This is a genomic window from Enterovibrio litoreus (assembly GCF_045679545.1).
In the GTDB taxonomy this organism is placed as follows: domain Bacteria; phylum Pseudomonadota; class Gammaproteobacteria; order Enterobacterales; family Vibrionaceae; genus Enterovibrio.
On record NZ_CP166195.1, the window covers coordinates 44473 to 69377 of the forward strand.

A 24905-nucleotide genomic window follows, 5' to 3' on the forward strand; every position below is an offset into this window, starting at 1 on the left:
ATATGACACAGAATATTGATACCAAAGCCTTGCTCGAAATAGACCGCCAGAACGTCTTTCACGCATCAACCCACCTAAAGCAATACGCCGATGGTGACTTGCCAGGGCGTATTATCACCAGCGCCAAAGGCATTCGCATTCAAGACTCAGAAGGCATAGAACTTGTCGATGCTTTCGCGGGGCTTTACTGTGTGAACATCGGCTATGGCCGAGAAGAAATGGCCGAAGCCATCTACGAACAAGCCAAGAAGCTTGCTTACTACCACACGTATGTCGGCCACACGAACGAAGCATTGATCACCCTGTCAGAACGTATATTGAAGATGGCGGGCCAAGGCATGAGCAAGGTGTATTACGGCATGTCGGGCAGTGATGCCAATGAAACCCAACTTAAGCTCGTTTGGTATTACAACAATGTGCGCGGGCTGCCAGAGAAGAAGAAAATCATTTCTCGTGATCGTGGCTATCACGGCTCCAGTATCGCCTCGGGTTCAATGACAGGGCTTCCACTGTTTCATGCCCACTTCGATCTGCCGCTTGATCGTATTAAACACACTGTCGCGCCTTACTATTATCGTCGCCAAGACGACGGGATGACCGAACGTGAGTTCTCAAAATACTGCGCAGATGAATTAGAAAAAATGGTGCTCGCCGAAGGTCCAGAAACCGTCGCCGCCATGATTGGCGAACCTGTACTGGGCACTGGCGGTATTGTTCCGCCACCAGAAGGTTACTGGCAGGAAATCCGCAAAGTATTGGATAAATACGACATTTTGCTCATTTCTGATGAAGTGGTTTGTGGTTTTGGTCGTCTTGGCGCTGACTTTGGTTCAATCATGTATGACATGAAGCCCGACCTCATTACCGTCGCCAAGGGACTGACTTCAGCCTATCAACCGCTTTCCGGCGTCATGGTGGGTGAAAGAGTATGGAAGGTACTTGAAGATGGCACAGATCAATGGGGCGCTATCGGGCACGGTTATACCTATTCAGGTCACCCATTGGGCGCGGCATCGTCGCTGTGTAACCTCGATATTATCGAGCGTGAAAACCTGACGGCGAATGCCCGTGATACGGGCGCCTATTTCCAACAACAGATGCAGGCCACGTTTGCCAATCACCCGCTCATTGGTGACAGCCGCGGTATCGGATTGCTGCATGCCCTTGAGTTTTCCAGCAACAAGTTCAAACGCGAACACTTCGATCCCTCTTTAAAAGTCGGCCCACAAATCGCCGCTGCATGTCTTGAACAGGGTTTGATCGCTCGTGCCATGCCACACGGCGACATTTTGGGTTTCGCGCCACCTCTGGTTGTTAACCATGCAGACATTGACGATATCGTCTCGCGGGCGAAAAAAGCCATCGACAAAGTGACAGACAAGTTGGTGAGCAGTGGCAACTGGAAGGCCGCTTAACACATTCAAACATCACGTCATGCGATTGAAAAAGCCCCGAATTCGGGGCTTTGTGTTGAAGATTGACGCATAGCTTTAATTGATAATGCCTATCTACACGACTTCTGCTGGCTCAAGTGTTTTTACTTTCTCGGTCTTTGGCGGTTTGATACCAAACAGCAATGAAAACATCACTGGCACGACAATTAGCGTCAAGATAGTCGCAAAGCCTAGTCCCGCCATGATAGTAATCGCCATCGAGCCAAAGAAAGCATCAAACATCAGTGGCACCAAGCCAAGAATCGTGGTCAATGCCGCCATACTGACCGGACGAACACGACTAATTGCACTGTCCACAATGGCCAGATATGGGTCTTTGCCTGACTCCAACTCGAGGTTTATTTGATCCAATAGCACGATGCCGTTTTTCAAAATCATGCCGCTCAAGCTCAATAAACCAAGGAACGCGGTGAAACTAAACGGCATATTCCAAAGCAAAAGACCAAAGGACACGCCGATGATAGACAAAGGCACAGTAAACCAAATCACCAAAGGTTTTTTCAGCGAATTAAACAGCAGCATGGTGATGACAAACATCAACAAATAGCCCATTGGCAACGAACCAAACAGTGAGTCTTGCGCATCTTTGGATGACTCATACTCGCCGCCCCAGCTAATGCTATACCCATCAGGCAGATCCAACGCCATGACCTTGGGTTGAATTCGTGTGAACAAGGCTGCCGCCGTGTCTTCACTGAGGACATCATGATCAGCCAATACCGTTAGCGTACGATTGCGGTCGCGGCGCTTAATCAATGGCTCATCCCAAGACAATGAAATACCGTCAATGACCTGATCAATCGGCACATACGCTTGAAGTGATGGACTCCAAATCTTGGCATTTTGGATGGATTCAAAATCCACACGCTCAGATTCGGGTAATCGACCCACAATCGGCAGAATATCCGTTCCATCGCGCAGCAAGCCCATGGCTGCACCACCAAAGGTCATTTGTAACGTGTTGGACAAATCTTCTTTCGAGATACCCAAACGACGCGCTTTGGATTCATTGAACATTGGCACGAGTTCTTTAGTACGCTCGCGCCAGTCATGGCGAATGTTTCTCGCACCCGGATCGGTATGCAGAACGTCTTCCACTTGTACCGCAATGTCACGCAGCACTTGAGGATCTGCCCCTGTGATCCGCGCTTCAATTTTTGATGCTGGAGACGGCCCGAATTCCATCAACTTAAACTGGAAAGTTGGCGTATCAAACTGTCGGGAAAGCTCGCCGTTCAGCGCGCGCAAAACCACAAACATGTTGTCACGATCCGTGGTGCGAACTTGGAGCTGCGCATAAGCTTCGTAGCTTTGCTCAGGCTGATAAGTCAGCGCAAAACGTTGCAAGCCCTGCCCCACGGAGGTTGACACAAATTCCACATGTTCTTGCTCACGCACATACGCTTCGACACGCTCGGTCTGTTTGATGGTTTCGCGTATGTCTGTCCCTTCCGGCATCCACATGTCTACATAGAACATGGGCGTATTCGAGGGCGGGAAGAACTGCTGCTTCACCATGCCAAACGCCACCACGGCAGCGAACAAAAGTGCCACCATGGCCGTGACAGTTAACCAGCGAAAACGCAATGCCAGCTTGAGTGACCCACCAAACAGCGTAAACAACCACCCTTTGTATGGATCGACATTTTCATCGACAGCGTTAGTGTCTCCGTCTTTCAGCAGCAAATTAGCCAGGAATGGCGTGATAGTGAGCGCCGTAATCCAGCTCAAGAATAAGGAATAGCAAAGCACCCAGAACAGGGAGCCCATAAATTCGCCCGTGGCGTCTTCAGACAAACCAATCGGCGCAAAGGCGGTAATCGCAATCACTGTTGCACCAAGCAACGGCCATTGAGTTTGCTTCACAATGTCAGAGGCAGCTTGCACCTTGGTACGGCCTTTTTTCAGCCCAACCAATATACCTTCCACGACCACAATGGCGTTATCCACCAGCATCCCGAGCGCAATGATCAGCGCCCCAAGGGAAATCCGGTGCAGTTCAATTTTGTTGTACTCCATCAAAATGAATGTACCGAAAACGGTAAGAAGAAGCACAATGCCGATGATGATGCCGCTACGTATTCCCATCGCAAACAGCAGCACCAGAATCACGATCGCGACTGCCTGTCCAAGGCTGACAATAAAGTCCTGTACCGAGGCGTCTACTTCTTCCGCTTGGTTATAGAAATAGTTAAGTTCTATGCCCGCAGGTTTCATGGTTTCAAGATGCGCAACCTCGGCACTCAGTCGCTGGCCGACTTCCACCACGTTCACACCACTTTCAAACGAAACAGCAAGGTTAATTGCAGGTTGTCCGTTAAACGTCACCACGTTTGTTGGCTTTTCTTGAATGCCACGCACCACGGTTGCCACGTCTTTGAGGCGGATAAGATTGCCCGTATCGCGGCCATGAATGATCAGGTTCTCAAGCGCTTCTACCGTATTTAGCGTTCCGCTTGGTCGAATAACCAAACTCTCGCCATTCACCATGACTTCACCAGAAGAAACCACGTTGTTCTGCTGATTCAGCAGCCCAGAAACCATCGACATATCGAGATTCAACGAGGCAAGGCGATCAAGAGAAATCTCAACGAACAGCATCTCCTGCTGGTCGCCAGCAATCGACACTTTGCCGACGCCATCAACCATTTCTAAGTCACGGGACATCACATCCGCATAGCGTTTTAGCTCGACATAATCGTAGCCATCGCCTGTCAGCATGATCATCACACCGAACACATCGCCAAAGTCATCAATGATGGACAACGAGGTGACACCTGCTGGCAACGTAGGGCGAAGGTCATTGATTTTACGACGCATTTCATCCCAAATTTGCGGCAATTCGTCAGGGCCGTAATCCATCTCCATACTCACCATAATCTGCGACATGCCGCTGGAAGAGGTCGATGTGATTTTGTCGATGTATGGCAATCCACGAATTTCTTTTTCCAGTGGATAAGTGAGTTCTTCTTCCACTTCTTTCGGTGTCGCACCCGGATAGGTTGCCACCACCATGGCATCTTTAATCGTAAAAGCCGGATCTTCAAGACGACCCAATTCAAGAAACGAGGTCACGCCACCTATTGCCAAAATGGCAATAAACAACCAACTGATCACTTTGTTCTTGATGGAATATTCAGCGATATTCATCCGTTGTTTTTCTCCGCTGTATCAACCTGTTTGCCTTCGCGCAATTTACGCAGGTTCGAATTCACCAACACATCCCCTTCGACGATGCCAGACGCGATAATCGCGCCGTCACCATTCACTTTTGATACCACCACTTCAACGCGATTTACTTGGTCATCATTTAACTTCCAAACGTAAAAGCGTCCTTGTTCGTTCCCCGCCTGCAACGCGGTCATAGGGACTTGATAACCATCAACAGCAGTAATCCCTGCTTCCACCATGTCTACGGCAACCGTCGCCGTCGTACCCGGTAGAATCGGTGGGTCTATCTGATCGCGCTCAAGCCACATGGCATAAGCGCCCGTTTGTTGGCTTGGTTCGTTAGTATGTTCGAGGTAATGCATCTGGTGTTCAGCGTTCACGCCAGAAAAGCTCACCATAGGGCGATATGAAACACTGCGGCCTGTTGGGGTGATCATCGCCAGCACGTTGTCTGACAATTCAATCTGCACGTAGACTTTGTCGTCTTGATACAAATTGACCACTGGCTCCCCCGCTTGTACACGTTCAAAACGCTCCTTGAACACATCGGAAACTGTGCCGCTGAATGGCGCTTTCAGTTGGGTATAAGCAAGTTGGTTTTTTGCCAATTCGTATTGGGCTTTTGCCAACTGACGATTAGCAGAAAGCTCATCGAGTTCAGCTTGAGAAATCATCGCGCGTTTGAACAAGTCCTTGCTGCGCTCCCACTGTTTCGATGCCAGTGAATATTGGGCTCGGGTGTCATTCAGCGCTTGTTGAACACTGTTATCGTCTAACTGCGCGATCAATTGGCCTGCGGTCACTTTGTCGCCCGCTTTGACCAACACATCACGAATTTCACCCGTGGTACGAAACGCTATCGGCGTCTGCTCGGCGGGCACAACCTGACCTTTAAACACCCGAAATTGATTTTTTACTGGTGCATCGATAGCCACTGTTGAAACGTAAAGTGGCTGTTCGACTACAACGTTGGCATTGTCTTCTGAACAACCCACAAGCAACAGCACGCTGGCAATCGCTGCGGTGAGTATTCTTTTCTTCATTAAATCCCTTCCTCACGAATCCATGCTTTCACTTCTTGTCCTTCACTCAAGCTTTCAACGCCTGCGACAACGACCAAATCGGTGACATCTAATCCCTGCTGAATTCGCCCATTGGTATCAAGGAGAACGGCAGTTTTCGCCACTCGCTGGGTTGCAGCATCCATCACCCACACCATGCCTTGGTTGTCTTCTCGGCTAACCCATGCCGTATCTGGCAGTGAAAGCTGTAGCCCTGTTTGTGATTTCGCAATCAATACATGCCCTGTCATGCCGCTCAATAAATTGCGGTTTTCTGGGCGCTGAATCGTCAACGTTGCCTGATAGGTGTTGGTTTCAGCGTTCGGCTGAGTGGAGATTTCTTTGAATTTTCCGGGGATCTTAGTGGTGGGATCGCTGTCCATCATCACCCAAAGTGGCTGCTGAGAAAGCGCGGCAATACCGAGTTTGTCGACAAAATGCACAGGCAGCGCAAAAGAAACGTCGAGTTGGGTATTGTCGATAATATTAAGGATTGGCTGCTTAGCTGCCACCACTTGATTAGGTTTCGCAAAGGTATAAGCCACCACGCCATCAAACGGGGCGCGAACTTGGGTATAACCCAATTCTGTTTTGGCTTGTTCGTGATGCGCACGTTCTGCTTTATAAAGCGTTTCAGCTTGATCGTACACATCCGTACTCACCAATTGCTTTTTATAGAGCTGCTGCGCACGTTGCCACTGAGTTTTCGCTAATAAATAACGCGCTTTGGCGGAATCTAACGCCAACGCTAAATCACTCGGATCGAGGGTCGCAAGCAAATCCCCTTGCTTGACGTGTTGCCCCATTCGAACATTCAGCGATTCAATTTCTCCCGCAACCTGAAACGACAACTGCGCACGTTTAGTTGCATCAATTTCTGCTAAGAAATTGTCCGTCGCAGAAACCACATAGTCCTGCACTGCCAGCAATTTCACGGCCTTAACCGGCATTGCGTCCGTTGTTTCAGATACCGCTTCGTCACAACCTGCTAATAACCCTACCGTGGTGATCATCACCAACAAGCTTCCGAGGGTGCGTTTCAATCTTTGATATCGCACGTCGCTCTCTCCAATATTTGAGTTTATTACACACCTGTGCAGTATATGGCGATTTTTGATTCGATCAATATATTTTCCATCTGTATAATAAAAAAATTGGAGAAGTGATCCTTAATCTGATACAAAGCGTTAGTCGCAAAGAGGAGTTGTTTTGAACGTCATGCAAGAAAGAAAACAAGGTCGCCGAAGCGCAGAAACCGCAGAGCAAACGAAATGCCTTATCTTGCATGTCGCTGCTGACATGTTTGCTGAACTGGGGTTTGAGCGTGTGTCGCTACGAAACATCAGTGAAAAAGCGGGGGTCTCTCATAGTTTGATCCGCTACCACTTTGGCAGCAAAGAACAAATCTGGCAGGCGGTTAGCGATGGCATGGACAACTACTTGCAACGCTATATCCACGCGCTACTTGAGAAAATTTCCGTCAATGAAGACAGCGCCTACCGCATCTATCTCTTCTTGGTCAAAATGAGCGCCGTCACACTGTGTGAACCAAAGCCCATTCAGTTTATTGCCGATGCCGTACGCCAAAAAAATGATGCCCTGCTCGCCTACTTCCTTCGTTCTAAAGACGAATTTTCATCGGCGTTTAAATCTTTATTTGATGACTACAATCAAAAGCACCCCAATAAACCTGTTGAGATGTGGGAAATGAAATGGCAAATGCTGCAAAGCACGCATGCAGCGGTCAGCCTAAAACCCATGCTGAATGAAACTTGGCCAGAACTTGGCGGGGATGAGGATGCCCTTTTGCTCAAACATTGGACTCTTTACAACAAGCAAGTCGCCATGCAGATGGGCATTGCCCAAGAAGACATGATTCATCCTGCGCATCTGAGCGAGATTTTGCTCGATATTCCTTGCCATGTAGAGCCAACATCACCGCTAACACACGCAATGGATTGAATAAAATAGCAGCATATTTTGTCAAATATGAGCAAGTTACCGTCAATTTGATGTCTTCTCATATTTTAAAGACAAAATTCGTTGACCTTCCCCTAGCAGGAAGCTTTATACTCGTTAGCAATACTCAGCCATAAAAGTCTTACGATGCGCTTTTCTTCTTTTCGCACATACTGGATATCAGTGATCAGCTTGCTTGTCATGCTGTTCACCAGTTTTGCGTCTAGCGCATCAGCTTCGTCAATGCAGATAACAATGCAACTTAATGGTATGAACGGTCATCAAATGTCTGCTAACGTTGTCGATTGTGGCATGAGCAACCCGACGATAAATGACCATACGCAGCACGCCGCACCAGCAAGTTCAGATACGCACAACCCAGCCAAGCCACATTGCGGTGGTGAAGAAAATAGCGCTCATAATTGTTGTGCAGCAACCTGCTTTACGTCAGTTGCACTCCTATCCCCTATTTATCAATCCCAACAACACATCACACAGCTTGCTTTGATCCCCTCAGAGCGAGGAATCAATGTGATTGAACGTTCGCAATCTCTCTACCGACCCCCGATAGCTTAAATCCATCCCTGATATGTCGTACCACTGCGCCTTTTTGATGCGCCGTGGAGGGTAATTCCGCGTCCGAATTTGACGCGTACAGAATGGATTTAACTCGTGAATATCAAACCAAGCTTATTAGCACTGTCGATCAGTGCCATGGTTTGGATGCCAACGCCCGCTTTTGCCGCTCCATCGGCAGAGCAAGTGCGTTTGGCGTCTGACTCCAACATGCTGACCCAGCTTATCGAAACGGCGCTAGAAAACGATGCAAGCCGCAAACAGTTTTACGCGCAATCACAAGCCATGCGTGAAACAGGCATTGCCAGTACCACCTTGATGGATCCCAAACTCAAAGTGGGTGTGGGTGGCTTGCCCGTGGACAGCTTCCAATTCGATAAAGACCCAATGACCAACATCTCCATGGGTTTAATGCAGCAGTTTGAACGTGGCGATACCTTGTCTTTGCAAGGAAAAAAAGCCAGCCAACAAGCCGATGGCATTCAGCTTCAAGTCGAAATACGTGAGCGCGAAGTCGCAAACTCCCTCACTCAACTATGGTTGGAACTGGGCTATCAGCAACAGGCCGAGCGCGTTTTGCGTGAAAACCAACGCCTAATGCGCGAACTGGCTAACTTCATTCAAACCAACTATTCGATTGGTAAGAATGAAGCGCAAGACCTCCTCAACGCCCAACTTCAAGTCAGCAAACTGGATGAAAAACTGCAGGCGAATGCACAGGTTCAGCGCCGCATTGTTTCTCAGCTTTCCGAGTGGCTGGGCGCAAACTGGCTCGCCAACGCGAAAGATCTCAACGCCAGCAACCAGCTGAATTGGCAAACACTAGCAACCACACTCAGCCAAACTAGCTCCACTGAGCATTTTGTCCTGCTTCGCCAACATCCGATGATCAAAATGGCCGATATCGCCATTACGGCTCAACAAACACAAGTTGAAATAGCAGAACAAGCTTACGCGCCGCAATTTGGCGTGGAAGTGATGTATGGCTATCGCCAGGCCAATGGCATGAATGGGCAGCCCGCTTCCGACTTAGTTAGCGCGTATCTGACGTTAGATATCCCCCTTTTCACCGATAACCGTCAGGACAGAAACCACGCTGCCGCTCAGTACCAAGTGGGCGCAGCAAAATCGCAAAAGGATCTCCTCCTTGCACAAATGAACGCCAAAGTGAATGCGCTATTGGTGGACAGAAGCAACCTTGAACAACGCTTGGATCGCTACAGAGCGACCTTGCTGGAACAAGCCAGCGCACGCACAAAAGCGGTTGAACGCGGGTATCAAAACAACACGGCACAGTTTAATGACGTGATTGCAGCAGCCAGTGATGAGCTCACGTTAGCCCTTGAGCAGCAGCGACTTGTTACCGATTTAAATATCGTGAACAGCAATTTGGCGACCCTATTGGGCAGCTTTGACTTCACGACAGTGACGCCCGAAATCGCCATGCCAACTTCAACGCCAAACAAGACCAAGCACTAAGCCGCAAGGTAGGAGATAACAATGAAAACAATGCAAGTAGCTACCCTCGCTTTGCTGGTTGGCGGTGCCATCGGATTTGGTGCAAACCAACTACTTTCAGGGCATGACATGTCAGCCATGGCTGGCGCAGCGCCATCTGCAAGTCATGATGAGCCTTTATATTGGGTCGCGCCCATGGACCCCAATTACCAGCGTGACAAACCCGGCAAATCCCCGATGGGCATGGATTTGATCCCGGTATACGCCGATGATGTTTCCGGTTCAGATGACAAACCCGGCACCGTAAAAATCAGCCCCACCGTCGAGAATAATCTTGGCGTGAAAACCGCCGCTGTCGAATGGGCTCCGCTATCACCACGTATTGAAACAGTCGGCTACATCGCTTTTGATGAGAGCACACTCTGGCAAACCAACGTGCGTGTCGCGGGTTGGGTTGAGTCTTTGTATATCAATGCCGTCGGTGAAAAAGTCAACAAAGGCGATGTGCTGTTTACGCTCTATTCGCCCGATCTGGTTAAAGCACAAGAAGAACTGCTAAACGCCTATCGCACAGGCCGCAAAGGCTTAATGAAAGGCGCAACAGAACGGCTGGTTTCTTTAGGGGTCGATCGCGACCAAATTGCTCAAATCATCAAACGTGGCAAAGCATCACAAACCATAGATGTTAAAGCCTTGGCCGATGGCATTATCGCCAGCCTTAATATTCGTGAAGGCGGCTATCTTTCTCCTTCACAAGCGGTGATCAGTGCAGGGCCACTGGACGAAGTGTGGGTCGATGCCGAAGTTTTTGAACGTCAGGCGCATTGGGTCAATGCAGGCAGTCAAGCCACCATGACACTTGATGGCGTCCCCGGCAAAACCTGGCAAGGTAACGTCGATTACGTTTACCCCATTTTGGACCCGAAAACTCGTACTCTGCGCATGCGCTTGAAGTTCAGCAATGCTGATGGCGACTTAAAACCCAATATGTTTGCCAATATCGCCCTGCAACCTGTCACGGAAGATGCCGTTCTCACTATCCCGAAATCATCGGTTATCCGCTCTGGCGGCATGACGCGTGTGGTGCTTTCAGAAGGCAACGGAAAATACCGCTCTGCTCGCATCGAAGTGGGACGCGAAGCAGGTGAAACTATTGAAGTGCTGCAAGGCTTAACCGACCAACATCGTGTGGTGACATCCGCTCACTTTATGTTGGACTCAGAATCCAGCCAATCGGCAGATCTGGCGCGTATCTCAATGCCAGAAGAGATGGTTGCCGATACCCAATGGGCGAAAGGTGAAATCACCGACGTGATGATGGGGCATCGTATGCTCACCATTAATCATGAACCCGTGGCCGCTTGGAACTGGCCGGGCATGGTGATGAATTTCACTTTTGCCGAAGGTATTGAACTGGCCGAGTTCGAAGTCGGACAAGCCATCGATTTTGAAATGCAAAAAGCCGAATCAGGCCAATATGAAATCGTCGATTACAAAATGTCTGAAAATGCCATCGCGACACAAGTGTGGGTAAACGGCGAAATCTCCATGCTGATGGCAGATTTTGGCATGATCACCCTCACCCACCAGCCTGTTAGCGAGTGGAAGTGGGACACCGGAGAAATGAACTTCTCTGTGGACGACAGCGTTAATCTGGCCGATTTTGCTGAAGGCCAAACTGTTCGCTTTTTAGTCGCCAAAAACGGTGTGGATTACCTCCTTAAAGCGCTTGAGCCAAAAGGAGAACAGCAATGATTGGTGCCGTGATCCGATGGTCGATTGCCAACCGATTTCTGGTGCTGGTCGCGACCTTGTTTCTCACATTGGGCGGCTTATACAGCGTTAAAAACACCCCCGTTGATGCCCTGCCGGATCTGTCCGATGTTCAGGTAATCATCAAAACCAGCTATCCCGGTCAAGCGCCACAAGTGGTGGAAGATCAGGTGACTTACCCGCTCACCACCGCCATGTTGGCTGTACCAGGCGCGGAAACGGTAAGGGGGTATTCGTTCTTTGGTGACTCTTACGTTTATATCATTTTCAACGACAATACCGACATGTACTGGGCACGTTCGCGCGTGTTGGAGTATTTAAGTCAGGTTGCACCTAAATTGCCGCCTAGCGCAAAACCGACGCTGGGGCCTGATGCTACGGGTGTGGGTTGGATTTACAGCTACGTGCTGCAAGACAAAACCGGACAACACGATCTGGCGGAGTTGCGTAGCTTGCAAGATTGGTTCTTAAAGTACGAACTGCAAACCGTTGAAGGTGTATCCGAAGTCGCCACCGTTGGCGGCATGGTGAAGCAATATCAGGTACAAATCGATCCTGCCAAGCTGCGTGCGTATAACCTGACGCTGCAACAAATCAACATGGCGATCCAAAACGGCAATCAGGAAGCTGGCGCGTCTGTGATTGAAGTGGCGGAAGCCGAACACATGGTACGCACCACGGGTTACCTTTCAAGTGTGGAAGATATTCAATCTTTACCGTTGAAAGTGACCGAGAAAGGCACACCATTGCTGCTAGGGGATATTGCCGACATCAACATTGGCCCACAAATGCGTCGTGGTATTTCAGAACTGAACGGCGAAGGTGAAGCCGTGGGCGGCGTGATTGTCATGCGCTTTGGCGAAAATGCCAGCGAGGTTATCGCTAACGTCAAAGCCAAGCTCGAAGAACTGCAACGTAGCTTGCCGGACGGTGTGGAAATCGTGGCCACCTACGATCGCTCCACCTTGATTGATAATGCTGTCAAGAATCTATGGGAGAAACTGGCTGAAGAATTCATCGTGGTTGCGGTGGTGTGTGCCCTGTTCCTGTTCCATATTCGCTCATCATTGGTTATCGCCATTAGCTTGCCGATTGGTATCTTGTCCGCCTTTATCGTTATGCACTGGCAAGGCATTAACGCCAACATCATGTCCCTTGGTGGTATTGCCATCGCCATTGGTGCCATGGTAGATGGCGCTATCGTCATGATTGAGAACGTCCACAAGCACATAGAGCGAACCCCACTGACGGACAAAAACCGTTGGCAGGTGATCAGCAAAGCCGCAGAAGAAGTGGGTGCGCCGCTGTTCTTCTCACTGCTTATCATCACCTTAAGTTTCGTGCCTGTGTTTGCGCTAGAAGGCCAAGAAGGCAAGATGTTCTCGCCGCTAGCCTTTACCAAAACGTTTGCGATGGCGGCCTCTGCGGGTCTCGCGATCACCTTAGTGCCGGTGCTGATGGGCTACTTCATTCGCGGGAAAATACTGCCGGAGAACAAAAACCCGGTGAACCGTGCGCTTGTTGCTCTGTATCGCCCCTTGTTGAACCTTAGCTTGGCCTTTCCAAAAACCATGATTGTGCTAGCCATAGCGTTGATGGCTTCGGCGTATTACCCCACCAGCAAACTGGGTAGCGAGTTCATACCGCCATTGGATGAAGGCGATTTGATGTACATGCCGACCACCTACCCCGGTATTTCTATTGGCAAGGCGCGCGAGCTATTGCAGCAAACCAATAAGCTGATCAAAACCGTACCGGAAGTGGAAACCGTATGGGGCAAAATTGGCCGAGCGGAAACCGCGACTGACCCTGCTCCGCTCACCATGATTGAAACCGTCATCCAATTAAAGCCAAGAGAAGAATGGCGAGAAGGGTTGACCACTGACGCATTACGTAAAGAATTTGATGATTTGGTGCAATTCCCTGGCCTCACCAACGCTTGGGTTATGCCGATCAAAACCCGTATCGATATGTTAGCGACAGGCATTAAAACGCCCATCGGCATCAAGATTGCGGGCCCTGACCTCAAGGTCATCGAAGGCATAGGTGCCGATCTCGAACCCATCTTGAATCAAGTGGCTGGTACAGCATCGGTGTATGCGGAGCGCGTGGCTGGCGGACGTTATGTCACCATCGACATTAAACGCCTCGCTGCCGCCCGTTATGGCTTGAGCATAAAAGACGTTCAACAAGTGGTTTCTACCGCTGTCGGCGGCATGAATGTGGGTGAAACCATTGAAGGGTTAGAGCGTTACCCTATCAATGTTCGCTACCCACAAGACTACCGAGACTCTGTGGTGAAGCTGCAAAACCTGCCGCTTGTGACACCCAATGGCGCACGTATCGCACTGGCTGATGTGGCCGATATTCGCTATGAAGATGGCCCACCGATGATCAAAACCGAAAACGCGCGTCCTAATGGTTGGGTGTTTGTCGATATCGACGGTCGAGATCTAGGCTCTTACGTGGTTGATGCGCAAAAAGCGGTCGCAGAACAACTGCTGTTGCCAACCGGTTATTCCTTGGCATGGTCAGGTCAATACGAATACATGGAGCGTGCAAAAGAACGCTTGAGCATGGTCGTGCCTATCACCATCGCCATCATCATGTTGCTGTTGTACTTGAGTTTCCGTCGCGTAGGCGAAGTCATGATCATCATGGCGACGCTGCCGTTGGCCATGGTCGGTGGCCTTTGGTTGATGCACTACTTGGGTTACAACTTCTCGATTGCCGTGGGTGTTGGGTTTATTGCCCTTTCAGGTGTGGCAGTCGAAATTGGCGTCATCATGCTGGTTTACCTCAATCAGGCATGGCACGCCAAAAAGCGAGAAGCCCAAGAAAACAATCTACCGCTTTACCCAGAAGATCTCACTGGCGCCATTCGTGAAGGTGCAGGGCTTCGCGTTCGCCCTGTGATGATGACAGTGTTAACCGTCATTATCGGCCTGATCCCAATCATGTATGGCGAGGGTACTGGCTCTGAAGTGATGCAGCGTATCGCTGCCCCTATGATTGGCGGCATGGCATCCGCGTTAATGCTGACGCTATTGGTCCTTCCTGCCATTTACAAACTTTGGAAAAACCGAGAAATCACACAACACAGTTAACGAATTTTCCGTGTCGACGAGGCACGGAATCTCTACTTTAAGAAGGAAAACACAATGAAAAAAACACTACTGGCACTATCACTGGCTATTTTTACCACCGGCGCGATGGCAGACGGTATGGACCATTCCAAGATGGATCACGGCAAAAAAGCACAAGCAACCATGGACCATAGCCAAATGGATCACGCAGCCATGGGGCACGGCGACATGGATGATTCAAAGATGGATCATTCGAGCATGATGAACATGGAAGGTATGTCTGCGGTAGGTATGCCCGCGAACGGCGCAAAACCCGACAAAGTCGTCCACGTTATTTTGACTGATGACATGCGCATCAACTTCAAAAAAGACGTGACTATTGAGCCAAATGACGTGGTGCAATTTGTGGTGATGAACGTGGGTAAAATCGACCACGAGTTCTCCATCGGCTCAATGGACGAACAACTCAAACACCGCGAAATGATGAAAACCATGACAGGCCATCACGACCACGATTCCGGCAGCACGGTCACCGTAAAACCGGGCAAGGCTAAGCAACTGCTATGGCACTTCCACGGTGATAAAAACGTTGAGTTCGCGTGCAACATTCCAGGCCATGCGGAAGCAGGCATGGTGAAGAGTGTGACACTGTAACGCTCACGGTATTAATCAATACAAAAATAGCCGCAACAAGCGGCTATTTTTATGAATCGCACTTTTATGAGTCGCACGAACACAGAAAAGATGATGATTTATTGGCGCTCTCTGTTGTAGATCTCTTTTTCAAAGCTCGATTCACGAAGATGCCATATAACGAGATATATCAGTGATAGACAGGCCGCCACCACCACTGAAGGAACAATAAGTTGCCATCCAACATCAGTAGGCCAAGGGTTATCTTTGAGATAATAAAACCCGATTGCTCGCCCTAAAGCAACGCCCAATGTGATCATCAGTGCATTGACGGCAATATAACGAAATGCCCCTTTTTGGCGTGTCTTCGCCCATCGCAAGAATGCTTTATCTTTTTTATCCATTCTCTTTTCCTAATCTGCTATTCATCGGCTTTACACGCCACGCTCTTTAATAAAAACGTAATTTAGGATTGGAACTCTTTCCATCTTGAACAATGAAAAGTCACAACTGCTCACAACAATGCATCCAGGGCACACAACCCATTTCACGATTTACGGCAGTGTGTAAGTTCTCATTTATCCCCAAATCCAAGGAAGAAAATTACATACTGTAAATTTTCATGCACACCCATTTTTGCCTTAATTCCATCATTTTCTCGACAAATACAACCAAGAAAAGCATCTTACTCAGTCGATTGCCTGCATGAATTAATGGAAAAGCAGGCGTAATGAAAGGAATCAACAATCATGGATAAAGACCATAGCCTCAGGGAAAACCTGTTGGCCTTGCTGCTTGGCAGCGCACTCGTTTCGCTCGGCGTTATCTTCTTCAATCAAGTCGGCTTACTGACAGGCGGCACAGCGGGACTCGCCATCTTCGTCACCAAAGTGAGCGACTTTAGTTTCGGACAAGTTTTCTTCGCCCTGAACCTACCGTTTTATGTTCTTTCAGTCATGCGTATGGGTTGGCGATTTACGCTCAATACCTTCATTGCCGTCACCCTTGTTTCCTTGGCCGTTGACCACCTTTATCACGTTATCGAAATCGCGCGTATTGAACCGCTTTATGCTGCGCTAATTGGTGGCGGCTTGATTGGCATGGGTATGCTAGTGATTTTCCGTCATAAGATGAGCTTGGGTGGGTTCAATATTCTCGCGCTGTATCTTCAAGAACGCTTTGGAATTCGAGCTGGCAAAGTGCAAATGGCACTGGATTGCGCCATTGTGGTGATGTCGCTTTTCATCGTCGATATCACACTCATTGCGCTGTCTATACTCGGCGCCATCACCACCAACCTGATCTTGGCAATGAACCACAAACCGGGTCGCTATCAGCCTAAACCGGAAGTGGTATAGTCACTAACAAACAAACCATAACAATCAGGCCACCGTTTTGGTGGCCTGATTGTTATTAAAAGAAACTAATTGGCAGATAGAAATCCAACTCAAAGCGTTCCTGATCATCGATAAAATGGTTTTGGTGATAATGCACATACGCAGGCGTTGAGCCTAGCTTAAAACCAGACGCTGGAAGCCATTGCTCCAGCACCTTGCTGATTTGAGGCAGCAACTCACCGTATACCCCCTCCAAGCGAAACACTGCATGCAAACCGCCCGGCACCACCAGCTGATTGACCACACCGCGCACTTTTATTGGCGCATCAATGGCGATGCAGGCAACGTAGCGGCACTTATCCAGTTCCACCCATGCAGGGTTTGAATGGTGTAAGCCAAACTGCTGTGAAAAATCACGCCCTTCACTGCTTGCCCAAGCCTTGAGTATTCGCCAAGCATTTTTGATCGAACGGTCATAGCCGACATGGCGCACATACGCGGCGAACCGCTCTGGCACCTCGACTATTTTAGGCTGAGGTAATGGCATATCAGCAACGCGAAGATAGCCCGCGGCTACATCAGGGTCCTTTAAGTAGGGCTTATTGGCTATCTGCATATCATGCTTTCGCCATTCACCCGGTGCAACCTCAAACGTCGCTTTAAATGCACGACTAAACGAAGACACCGAGTTAAACCCACACTTGTTGGCAATCTCAAGCACGGATGATCGTGTATCAAACATCAGCTGATTGGCGGCATATTCCATGCGAGTGCGGCGGATATATTGATGAATCGACTCGCCCACCACACTTTTGAAAATACGATGGAAGTGTTGTTCTGAATACGCAGCCACATCTGCCAAGGTTTTCGCGGGTAAATCGCGGCTAATATCTTTGTGAATGTAGTACAGCACATCATTGATGCGGGAAATGTGTTGATGGCTCATTTGACCAAATAGCATAAATGGACATATCGAACAGCATAAATGGACATTCTAAAAACCGCAATGCGTTGTAGTATTTTTCCATAAGTCATTCATACGTCGTTCAGGTACTGATATGGAAATCGCAACATCGCTTCAGCAAATCCCTTCTTCCTATATTCGTGAAATTTTGGCGGCAGCGTCAGACAAAAACGTTATCTCTCTCGCAGGTGGTTTGCCGGATGAAAAAACCTTTCCTATCGACTTGATGAAAGCCACCCTCGAAGGCCTGTCTGACATGCCCGAGGTATTTCAATACGGCGCGACAGCGGGTTATGGCCCACTACTCAAGTTCCTGAACAGCTATTTTGAACTGCCAGAAAGCCACATGGCGATGGTTTGTACGGGCTCACAACAAGGCTTAGATTTGATTGCCCGCGCCTATGTGAACCCCGGCGACAAAGTCGTGATGGAAGCACCAAGCTATTTGGGTGCGATGCAAGTATTTGGCTTGGTACAAGCTGACATGGTGACCGTGCCGCAAACCGAATTCGGGCCGGATTTAACTGCACTAGAAACCAGTTTTGCCGAGCAATCACCAAAAATGTTTTACGCCGTGCCAGATTTTCACAACCCAACAGGGGTGTGCTGGTCACTAGAAACACGTCAGCAAGTCGCCGCGCTGTGCATCAAATACAAAGTGGCACTGATCGAAGACGCCCCTTACCGCGAACTGCGTTTTGCTGGTGAAGCCCTGCCATTGGTGTCAGATTTCTGCCCGCAAAACTCGATTGTTCTGCGTTCTTTCTCGAAAATTGCGTCTCCCGGCCTGCGCATTGGCGTCGTCACAGGCAAACGCAGCTATATCGAACCTATGGTTAAAGTTAAACAAGGCGCAGACCTGCATTCAAGCGTGCCAATGCAAGCCCTGCTGCTTGGTCTGTTAGAACACAAAGACTTCGATCAACACATTGATACCATTCGCTCGCTTTACAAATCTCGCTATGAAACCTTGTTCAACGAATTGCAGCAAAAGCTGCCTGAAGGGTGTGAATTGAACGCCGTTGATGGTGGCATGTTTGTTTGGGTAACACTGCCTGAGTGCGACACCTTTGCGCTGGCAAAATCGCTACTCAGTAACGGTGTGGCGGTTGTGCCTAGCCCTGTTTTCTACCCGAAACCAGAAAGTGCGGATGCTGCGCTGCGTTTGAATTTCACCAACGCGACAAACGAAGAACTTGCCGAAGCGGTGACGCGTTTGGCAGCAGGTCTGCGCGAACAATTGAGCGCTGCGACCAATCAAGAAATGCCCGTTTTCGTATAACGGCAAGTCACACACCGCCATCTGATCCCTAGAAAACAGCCAAAAAAAAGGGCATCGCAAATTTCTCTGCGATGCCCTTTTTCGTATGATGTTAACGTTACCGAATGAACGTGTATTAGTTCGCGTCGATCACTTCAACCGTGTCAGCACCATCTACTGTGATCGCGGTCGTTTCTGTCGCCGCTTTCTCTGTAGCACTCGCCGCAGTGGCTAATGACGCATCCACGTCGCACGCATACGCGTTACCAAACATGGTGACAGAGCTTGAGAAACCAAACGGTTGATACAGATACAGCACGTTGCCGCCTTTCTCTGCCGCTTTCTTACGCATTTGGTTTAGCGTTCCCCAAACCATGTCTTTGTCTGCGTGTAACCAGTAATCGTAAAAATGCCCTTCTGAGCCGATCACTGTGCCTTTATGCTCACATCCTTGAATCGCATTGATATCATCCCAAATCACTTGGACTTGTTCTGACTCTTGGGTTGGGAAAGTCACACAGCCCGATAACAATGCAGCAGAAACCCATGCTGCACATAGCGATATTTTTTTCATTTAAGACGCGTCTCTACTGTTTCAAGGGCGCGAAGTTTATCCTGAGTTGATGTAAAAGCAAGCGAAATAGACTGGCATAATTCTGCGTGCTTATTGGCTCTGTTTCAGGAATAGCTCTTTGAAGTCAAAAAAACGCGCCAACTACCAAAGTGAGAGATATCTCGGCCGCCGGTTGCACCCGCTTCTTCGCAGATAAAACCTGTCACCCAAGTCCCGTCATCCAACTCAACTTTCCCCAAGCCTAACGGGCTTGGAATGCCCGCCAGAAAATCACCGAATCGTGCCATTGGCATCTCCCAAAGTTCCAATTCAATGCGATTCCCACCTTCTTTTGTGCGCACCATGCCCGGACGCTTGGGCTCTTCTCCTGCCAACGCAAACAACTGGTAACGCGCGGCACTGCGTCTTTTTTCCAAGAACGTCGCTTGGCGACTAACCAACTGATGGTTAAGCGGCAGTCCCGCCATGTGTGCGCCACAGACAGCAATCACCATAGATTCTGGGATACGCTCACCGACTTCAATGCGAGACTTACCCGTGTACGCTTTGGCCATTTCTAAGAGCTTCGGCTCAGTGCCTTTGTCTGAAAACAGCGTGATACCAAATGGCATGTTTTCGGATTCGTCGTCTGCAGGCACAGCAATGGCAGCATAATCTAACAAGTTCATAAAATTGGTGTAAAAACCCAAGTTGGTATTCAACTGGATCGGGTCAGCCTGCATTTCCTCAATGGTGTAGATACTCCCAGCCGTTGGGATCAAGATGGCATCGACAGAATTCAAAATCGCATCACAACGCTTTTTCAATGCTTGAAGTTCATATTGGGCATTGAACGCATCTACCGCTGTTAACCCACGAGCGCCGCCAATAATGGCTTGAATTGCGGGGTCGCAGTCAGCTTCATGTTCATCAAAAAACGCTTTGATCCCGGCATAACGCTCAGCAACCCAAGGGCCGTGATACAACAATTTGGCCGCATCCAAAAACGGACTGAAATCCACGTCCACTAACTCTGCGCCTAACGCTTCGCACTGGGCTTTGCTTGCGCTATAACGACGCCTGTAATTATTGTTGCCGAAGAATTCCAATTGGGTATCACGCGGCACACCAATGCGTGGCTTATCGAAGGAATAAGTGACCTTTGAATCAGAGTCAGAAAAGTCTCTCGCATAGCAATCAGACGGATCGTATTGCCCAGCTACGGGCAACACGTGTTCAATGTCTTCCACCGAATGTGCGAACACAGTAATGCAATCCAGCGTTCGGCATGCTGGCACTAAGCCGCGACAGCTAATTCGCCCGATACTCGCTTTCATGCCCACCAAGCGATTAAACGCCGCGGGGACACGCCCTGATCCTGCGGTGTCTGTCCCCAGAGAGAACAACACCTGCTTCAATGCCACCGACACGGCACTGCCAGCACTTGACCCCCCTGAGATGTACGTTGGGTCGATACTATTTTGACACGCGCCATACGGGCTACGTGTGCCGTTTAAACCCGTGGCAAACTGATCGAGATTGGTTTTGCCTAACGGCACCGCGCCCGCTTCAATCAAGGCCTGCACCACAAAGGCTGAACGGCTTGGCGAGTAGGCGAATTCTTTGCAGGCCGCCGTGGTCGGCAGTCCCAATAAGTCGATATTGTCTTTGATCGCGAATGGCACGCCATATAGTGGTTTTAGTTCGGGGTTGCTGTTTTTGAGCGCTTTGATATAGCCATCCAATTGCGCTTCGCTGATATTCGAAATCCAACAATGATTGACGTCAGCTTTGGCTTGCTTCCACTGCTGACGTAAGTATGCGTCTGGCGTCGTCTCACCGCTTTTGTACGCATCCAGCAAGGCTTGAATTGACGTGAATTCCATTAGATCTGCTCCATGACTAACAATGTTTGACCTGCTCGCACTTGCTCACCTTCCGCTTTGGCATAGTGCACAACGCGACCCGATTGGGTGGCGGTGACTTCGATTTCCATTTTCATCGACTCAACAATCAAGAGGGGTTGACCAATTTCAATGGTATCGCCGGGTTTTGCCAGCAATTGCCACACGTTGCCCGCCAACTGGCTAGAAACGGTAAATTGCCCATCTTCCAACATGTCGTCAGCCGTGCTTTGTTCTTCCACCGCTTCGGCAACAAAATTGGCGTCGCCACTTTCTTCCCAGCGCTGACGCTCTTCATCGAACGCCTGTTGCTGGCGAGATTTGAACGCGGTGATCGACGCCTTTTCTTGCTCAAGCATGGCTTCATAGTCAGCAAGGCTGAAGCGGGTTTCTTCGATGCGGACGTCAAATTGCCCGCGCGGGAAATCGCGACGAATATCCGTCAGTTCTTCGTGAGAAACCGGATAGAAACGGATCTGATCGAAAAAGCGCAGCAGCCAAGGTTTATCAAAGGCTTTGCTCTTTCCGTAGCGGTTCCACATTTGGAGCGTTCGCCCCATCAGCTGATAGCCACCCGGCCCTTCCATGCCATACACACACATATACGCGCCACCAATACCGACGGCATTTTCAGGCGTCCATGTACGCGCGGGGTTGTATTTGGTGGTCACCAAACGATGGCGAGGATCCATCGGCGTCGCGACAGGCGCGCCAAGGTAAACATCACCCAGCCCCATCACCAAATAGCTGGCATCAAACACGATGTCCTTGACCTGATCCATGCTGTCCAAGCCGTTAATACGACGAATGAACTCGATATTATTCGGGCTCCACGGCGCATTTTTTCGCACCACTTCGTCGTATTTACGCATGGCTAACTGGATTGAAGGATCGTCCCAAGACAAAGGAAGATGCACCACGCGTGATGGCACGGTGAGCTGTGAAATATCACCGATAGCCGCTTCTGCACGTTCGAGGATCGCCAGCATTTCTTCGCAAGGTGACTGCAAGTTGTCGTAATGCACTTGCAGCGATCGAATACCCGGCGTTAGCTCTTTAATCGCGGGGACGGCCATGCTTTCCAAGGTCATCATTAAGGCGTGAACACGAAAACGCAGGCGAATATCCAGCATTTGTGGGCCGTATTCCACCAGCAGGAAATCCTCACCGCTTGGGCGATACACCACCGTCTCACCGTATTTGTCGGCAGCAAGTTCTTTCAACACCGGCGTAGTTGGCATGAAAGCCGCGAGTGAAAGTTCTTGGGTTTGTAACTGGGCAATAGCGAGGCGTTGATGTTTCTCGGCTTCTTCGGCATCAAACATAGTGACAGGCTGGAATCGCACTTTGTCGCCGGCTTTTAGTTGCCCCATTTTCCACAAATCCGCTTTGATAATGGTCGCCGGACAGACAAAGCCTCCTAGGCTTGGGCCATCTGGCCCTAAAATCACCGGCATATCTCCCGTGAAATCGACCGTACCTACCGCATAAGCGTTATCGTGAATATTCGATGGATGCAGCCCTGCTTCACCGCCGTCGGTTCTCGCCCATTCAGGTTTTGGCCCGATAAGACGCACACCCGTGCGGCTGGAGTTAAAGTGCACTTCCCATTCCGCATCAAAAAACGCCGAAATGTCATTGTCAGTAAAGAAATCAGGCGCACCGTGCGGGCCGTAAATCACGCGCAATGTATGCGTCATGCCCAGATCGGGTTTAACCATGGTTTTGCCAGTCAGGCTTTTATCGTGTTCAACGGGATGAAGATGAAGCACATCACCCGCCATTAACGCGCGGCCACCATGCCCCCCGAATTTACCCAAGGTAAACGTCGAACGGCTGCCGAGATATTCAGGACAATCAAACCCGTCTTTGATCAGAAGATACGCGCGAGCACCCTCACCTGTCATCGCGCCAAGCGCAAGCGTATCGCCCTTTTCAATATCCAGTACCGTCCACATAGGCGCGTCCGCACCGTTGCATTTCACATTGATGTCAGCGCCCGTTACCACCACTTGAGTCCGCTGGTTGAAGCGCAGCGTCGGGCCATTAGCGATGATCTCTAAACCCGCACATGTCTCTGAATTTTCGAGTAATTGATTGCCGAGACGAAAACTCAGGCTGTCCATTGGGCCCGATGGCGGAATGCCGACATGCCAATAGCCACTGCGCGCGGGATAGTCTTGAACTGTCGTTTGTGTCCCGCTCGCCAATACATCCACCGTCGATGGTTGATAATTAAACCCAGCGAGACTCGATGTCAGCACAGTGCCCTGCTTCACCATAGGTTCAACAGCAAGCTGAGCTAAATAAGACAGATTAGTTTCAATGCCATACAGATGAGTGCTATTCAATAATTCAGCAATATCTGCCAGTGCACTGTGGCGATCGCCCCCGTGCACCATGACTTTGGCAATCATAGGGTCAAAAAATGGACTGACTTCTACGCCCGCCTCCACCCAGGTATCAATCCGTACTGTGCTACCGTTTTCTTGCGTGATCACGCGGTTTGCATCAATACCCTCAGGGAAGGCCAATGTCGTGATCAACCCTGTCGATGGCTGAAACTGTCGATTTGGATCTTCCGCGTACAAACGGAACTGAATCGCGTGACCATGTGGTTTGGCGGCTTTCGCTTCCACCCAACTTACGTGATATTCGCCCGCGCCAATTTCCACCATCAGCTTGACAATATCGACGCCAAAGATCATTTCAGTGACGCCATGTTCCACTTGCAGACGGGTATTGACTTCGAGGAAATAGAACTGCTGCGTGGACTGATCAAGAATAAATTCCACCGTACCCGCGCTGCGATAATTGACCGATTCGGCCAGCTGAATCGCCGTCTGATGCAATGCTTGGCGGGTTTCATCGTCCAGATTTGGGGCCGGTGTTTCTTCCATCACTTTTTGGTTACGTCGCTGCGCGGAGCAATCACGTTCACCAAGGGCAATCACATTGCCTTCGCCGTCACCCACCACTTGCACTTCAATGTGGCGTGCCGCTGTGATGAATTTTTCCATGAACAAGCCGCTATGGCTGAAGTTGGCTTCACCCAGACGTTTTACAGCATCAAACGCATCCGTTAACTGTTCGGCATTTTCGCAAAAACGCATGCCAATACCGCCGCCGCCTGCAGTGCTTTTCAGCATGATGGGATAGCCCATGGCTTCGGCGCTAGCAATCGCTTCTTCAACGCTTTCCAGCAAGCCCGTTCCGGGAAGCAGGGGCACATTCGCCTGCTCCGCCAGTTCACGAGCAGTATGCTTTAAGCCAAACTGATTAATTTGGTCACTGGTTGGGCCGAGGAACACAAGATTTTCTTGTTGACATGCTGCCACAAAATCGGGGTTTTCACTTAAAAAGCCATAACCTGGATGAATCGCTTCTGCGCCCGCTTCTTTGGCAATAGCGATGATTTTGTTCATGTTGAGATAGGTTTCAGCGGCGCTGCCTTCACCAAGGCTGAAGGCTTCTGTGGCGTTTCGCGTATGCAGGCTGCCTGCATCGTCTTCGTGATAAACCGCCACACTCGCCACACCCATTGCATCTAATGTGCGGATGATCCGACACGCAATCGCGCCACGGTTTGCAATCAACACTTTATTGAACATCTTGTGCTTGTTAAACATCTTGTTCTTGTTAAACATCTTGTTCTTGTTAAACATAGCTTTGTCTTCAATTCGTCGGGTCGTCCCGAATTAAGACCGAAGGTGTG

General features: G+C 49.6%; 17 protein-coding genes. 9 read left to right on the forward strand and 8 right to left on the reverse strand.

The window, feature by feature from the left end; all coding sequences use genetic code 11:
• Positions 1–2 precede the first annotated feature (2 nt).
• On the forward strand, positions 3–1415 hold the full coding sequence (locus tag AB8599_RS16000) for an aspartate aminotransferase family protein (RefSeq protein WP_407333901.1): 1413 nt from the start codon (positions 3–5) through the stop codon (positions 1413–1415).
• A gap of 93 nt (positions 1416–1508) precedes the next feature.
• Here AB8599_RS16000 and AB8599_RS16005 read toward each other — a convergent pair whose 3' ends face one another.
• The 3 genes from AB8599_RS16005 to AB8599_RS16015 are packed head-to-tail and all read right to left on the reverse strand — an operon-like array spanning position 1509 to position 6744.
• Positions 1509–4604: an efflux RND transporter permease subunit gene (locus AB8599_RS16005; protein WP_407333902.1), complete on the reverse strand. Its 3096-nt coding sequence runs from the start codon at positions 4602–4604 to the stop codon at positions 1509–1511.
• Complete coding sequence (locus AB8599_RS16010) at positions 4601–5668, reverse strand: efflux RND transporter periplasmic adaptor subunit (RefSeq protein WP_407333903.1); 1068 nt, start codon at positions 5666–5668, stop codon at positions 4601–4603. The genes AB8599_RS16005 and AB8599_RS16010 overlap by 4 nt, the downstream gene beginning before the upstream one ends.
• The gene (locus AB8599_RS16015; RefSeq protein ID WP_407333904.1) at positions 5668–6744 is read right to left on the reverse strand and encodes an efflux RND transporter periplasmic adaptor subunit; all 1077 of its coding nucleotides are present in this window, start codon (positions 6742–6744) and stop codon (positions 5668–5670) included. Before AB8599_RS16015 ends, AB8599_RS16010 begins: the two co-directional genes overlap by 1 nt.
• Before the next feature lie 160 nt (positions 6745–6904).
• On the opposite strand from AB8599_RS16015, the gene AB8599_RS16020 reads away from it, so the two are divergent.
• From AB8599_RS16020 to AB8599_RS16045, 6 genes are all read left to right on the forward strand, one after another.
• Positions 6905–7648: a TetR/AcrR family transcriptional regulator gene (locus AB8599_RS16020; RefSeq protein WP_407333905.1), complete on the forward strand. Its 744-nt coding sequence runs from the start codon at positions 6905–6907 to the stop codon at positions 7646–7648.
• Positions 7649–7792: 144 nt separating this feature from the next.
• A complete protein-coding gene (locus AB8599_RS16025) occupies positions 7793–8221 on the forward strand; it encodes a hypothetical protein (RefSeq protein WP_407333906.1) in 429 nt (142 codons plus the stop codon).
• A gap of 102 nt (positions 8222–8323) precedes the next feature.
• Complete coding sequence (locus AB8599_RS16030) at positions 8324–9700, forward strand: TolC family protein (protein ID WP_407334454.1); 1377 nt, start codon at positions 8324–8326, stop codon at positions 9698–9700.
• A gap of 21 nt (positions 9701–9721) precedes the next feature.
• On the forward strand, positions 9722–11434 hold the full coding sequence (locus AB8599_RS16035) for an efflux RND transporter periplasmic adaptor subunit (RefSeq protein ID WP_407333907.1): 1713 nt from the start codon (positions 9722–9724) through the stop codon (positions 11432–11434).
• Positions 11431–14559 (forward strand): efflux RND transporter permease subunit, encoded by a 3129-nt coding sequence (locus AB8599_RS16040; protein ID WP_407333908.1) that lies wholly within the window; start codon positions 11431–11433, stop codon positions 14557–14559. The genes AB8599_RS16035 and AB8599_RS16040 overlap by 4 nt, the downstream gene beginning before the upstream one ends.
• A gap of 54 nt (positions 14560–14613) precedes the next feature.
• Entirely contained in the window at positions 14614–15192 is a 579-nt protein-coding gene (locus AB8599_RS16045) for a copper-binding protein (RefSeq protein ID WP_407333909.1), read from the forward strand.
• 98 nt (positions 15193–15290) lie between these two features.
• Here AB8599_RS16045 and AB8599_RS16050 read toward each other — a convergent pair whose 3' ends face one another.
• Positions 15291–15575: a hypothetical protein gene (locus AB8599_RS16050; protein WP_407333910.1), complete on the reverse strand. Its 285-nt coding sequence runs from the start codon at positions 15573–15575 to the stop codon at positions 15291–15293.
• A 345-nt stretch (positions 15576–15920) separates the two neighbouring features.
• Between AB8599_RS16050 and AB8599_RS16055 the strand changes: the two genes are divergently transcribed.
• Positions 15921–16529, forward strand: a complete 609-nt coding sequence (locus AB8599_RS16055) for a YitT family protein (RefSeq protein ID WP_407333911.1) — start codon at positions 15921–15923, stop codon at positions 16527–16529.
• A gap of 55 nt (positions 16530–16584) precedes the next feature.
• On the opposite strand, the gene AB8599_RS16060 is transcribed toward AB8599_RS16055, so the two are convergent.
• On the reverse strand, positions 16585–17454 hold the full coding sequence (locus tag AB8599_RS16060) for a GyrI-like domain-containing protein (protein WP_407333912.1): 870 nt from the start codon (positions 17452–17454) through the stop codon (positions 16585–16587).
• Positions 17455–17566: 112 nt separating this feature from the next.
• Here AB8599_RS16060 and AB8599_RS16065 point away from each other — a divergent pair, with 112 nt between their 5' ends.
• Positions 17567–18754 (forward strand): PLP-dependent aminotransferase family protein, encoded by a 1188-nt coding sequence (locus AB8599_RS16065; protein ID WP_407333913.1) that lies wholly within the window; start codon positions 17567–17569, stop codon positions 18752–18754.
• A gap of 115 nt (positions 18755–18869) precedes the next feature.
• Here the strand turns inward: AB8599_RS16065 and AB8599_RS16070 are convergent, their stop codons facing one another.
• The 3 genes from AB8599_RS16070 to uca form a co-directional block, all read right to left on the reverse strand.
• Positions 18870–19307: a DUF4156 domain-containing protein gene (locus AB8599_RS16070; RefSeq protein WP_407333914.1), complete on the reverse strand. Its 438-nt coding sequence runs from the start codon at positions 19305–19307 to the stop codon at positions 18870–18872.
• A gap of 104 nt (positions 19308–19411) precedes the next feature.
• Positions 19412–21172 carry an allophanate hydrolase gene (atzF, locus tag AB8599_RS16075; RefSeq protein WP_407333915.1) on the reverse strand — a complete coding sequence of 587 codons (1761 nt, stop codon included), beginning with the start codon at positions 21170–21172 and terminating at the stop codon, positions 19412–19414.
• Complete coding sequence (gene uca, locus AB8599_RS16080; RefSeq protein ID WP_407333916.1) at positions 21172–24855, reverse strand: urea carboxylase; 3684 nt, start codon at positions 24853–24855, stop codon at positions 21172–21174. Before uca ends, atzF begins: the two co-directional genes overlap by 1 nt.
• Positions 24856–24905: the final 50 nt, after the last annotated feature.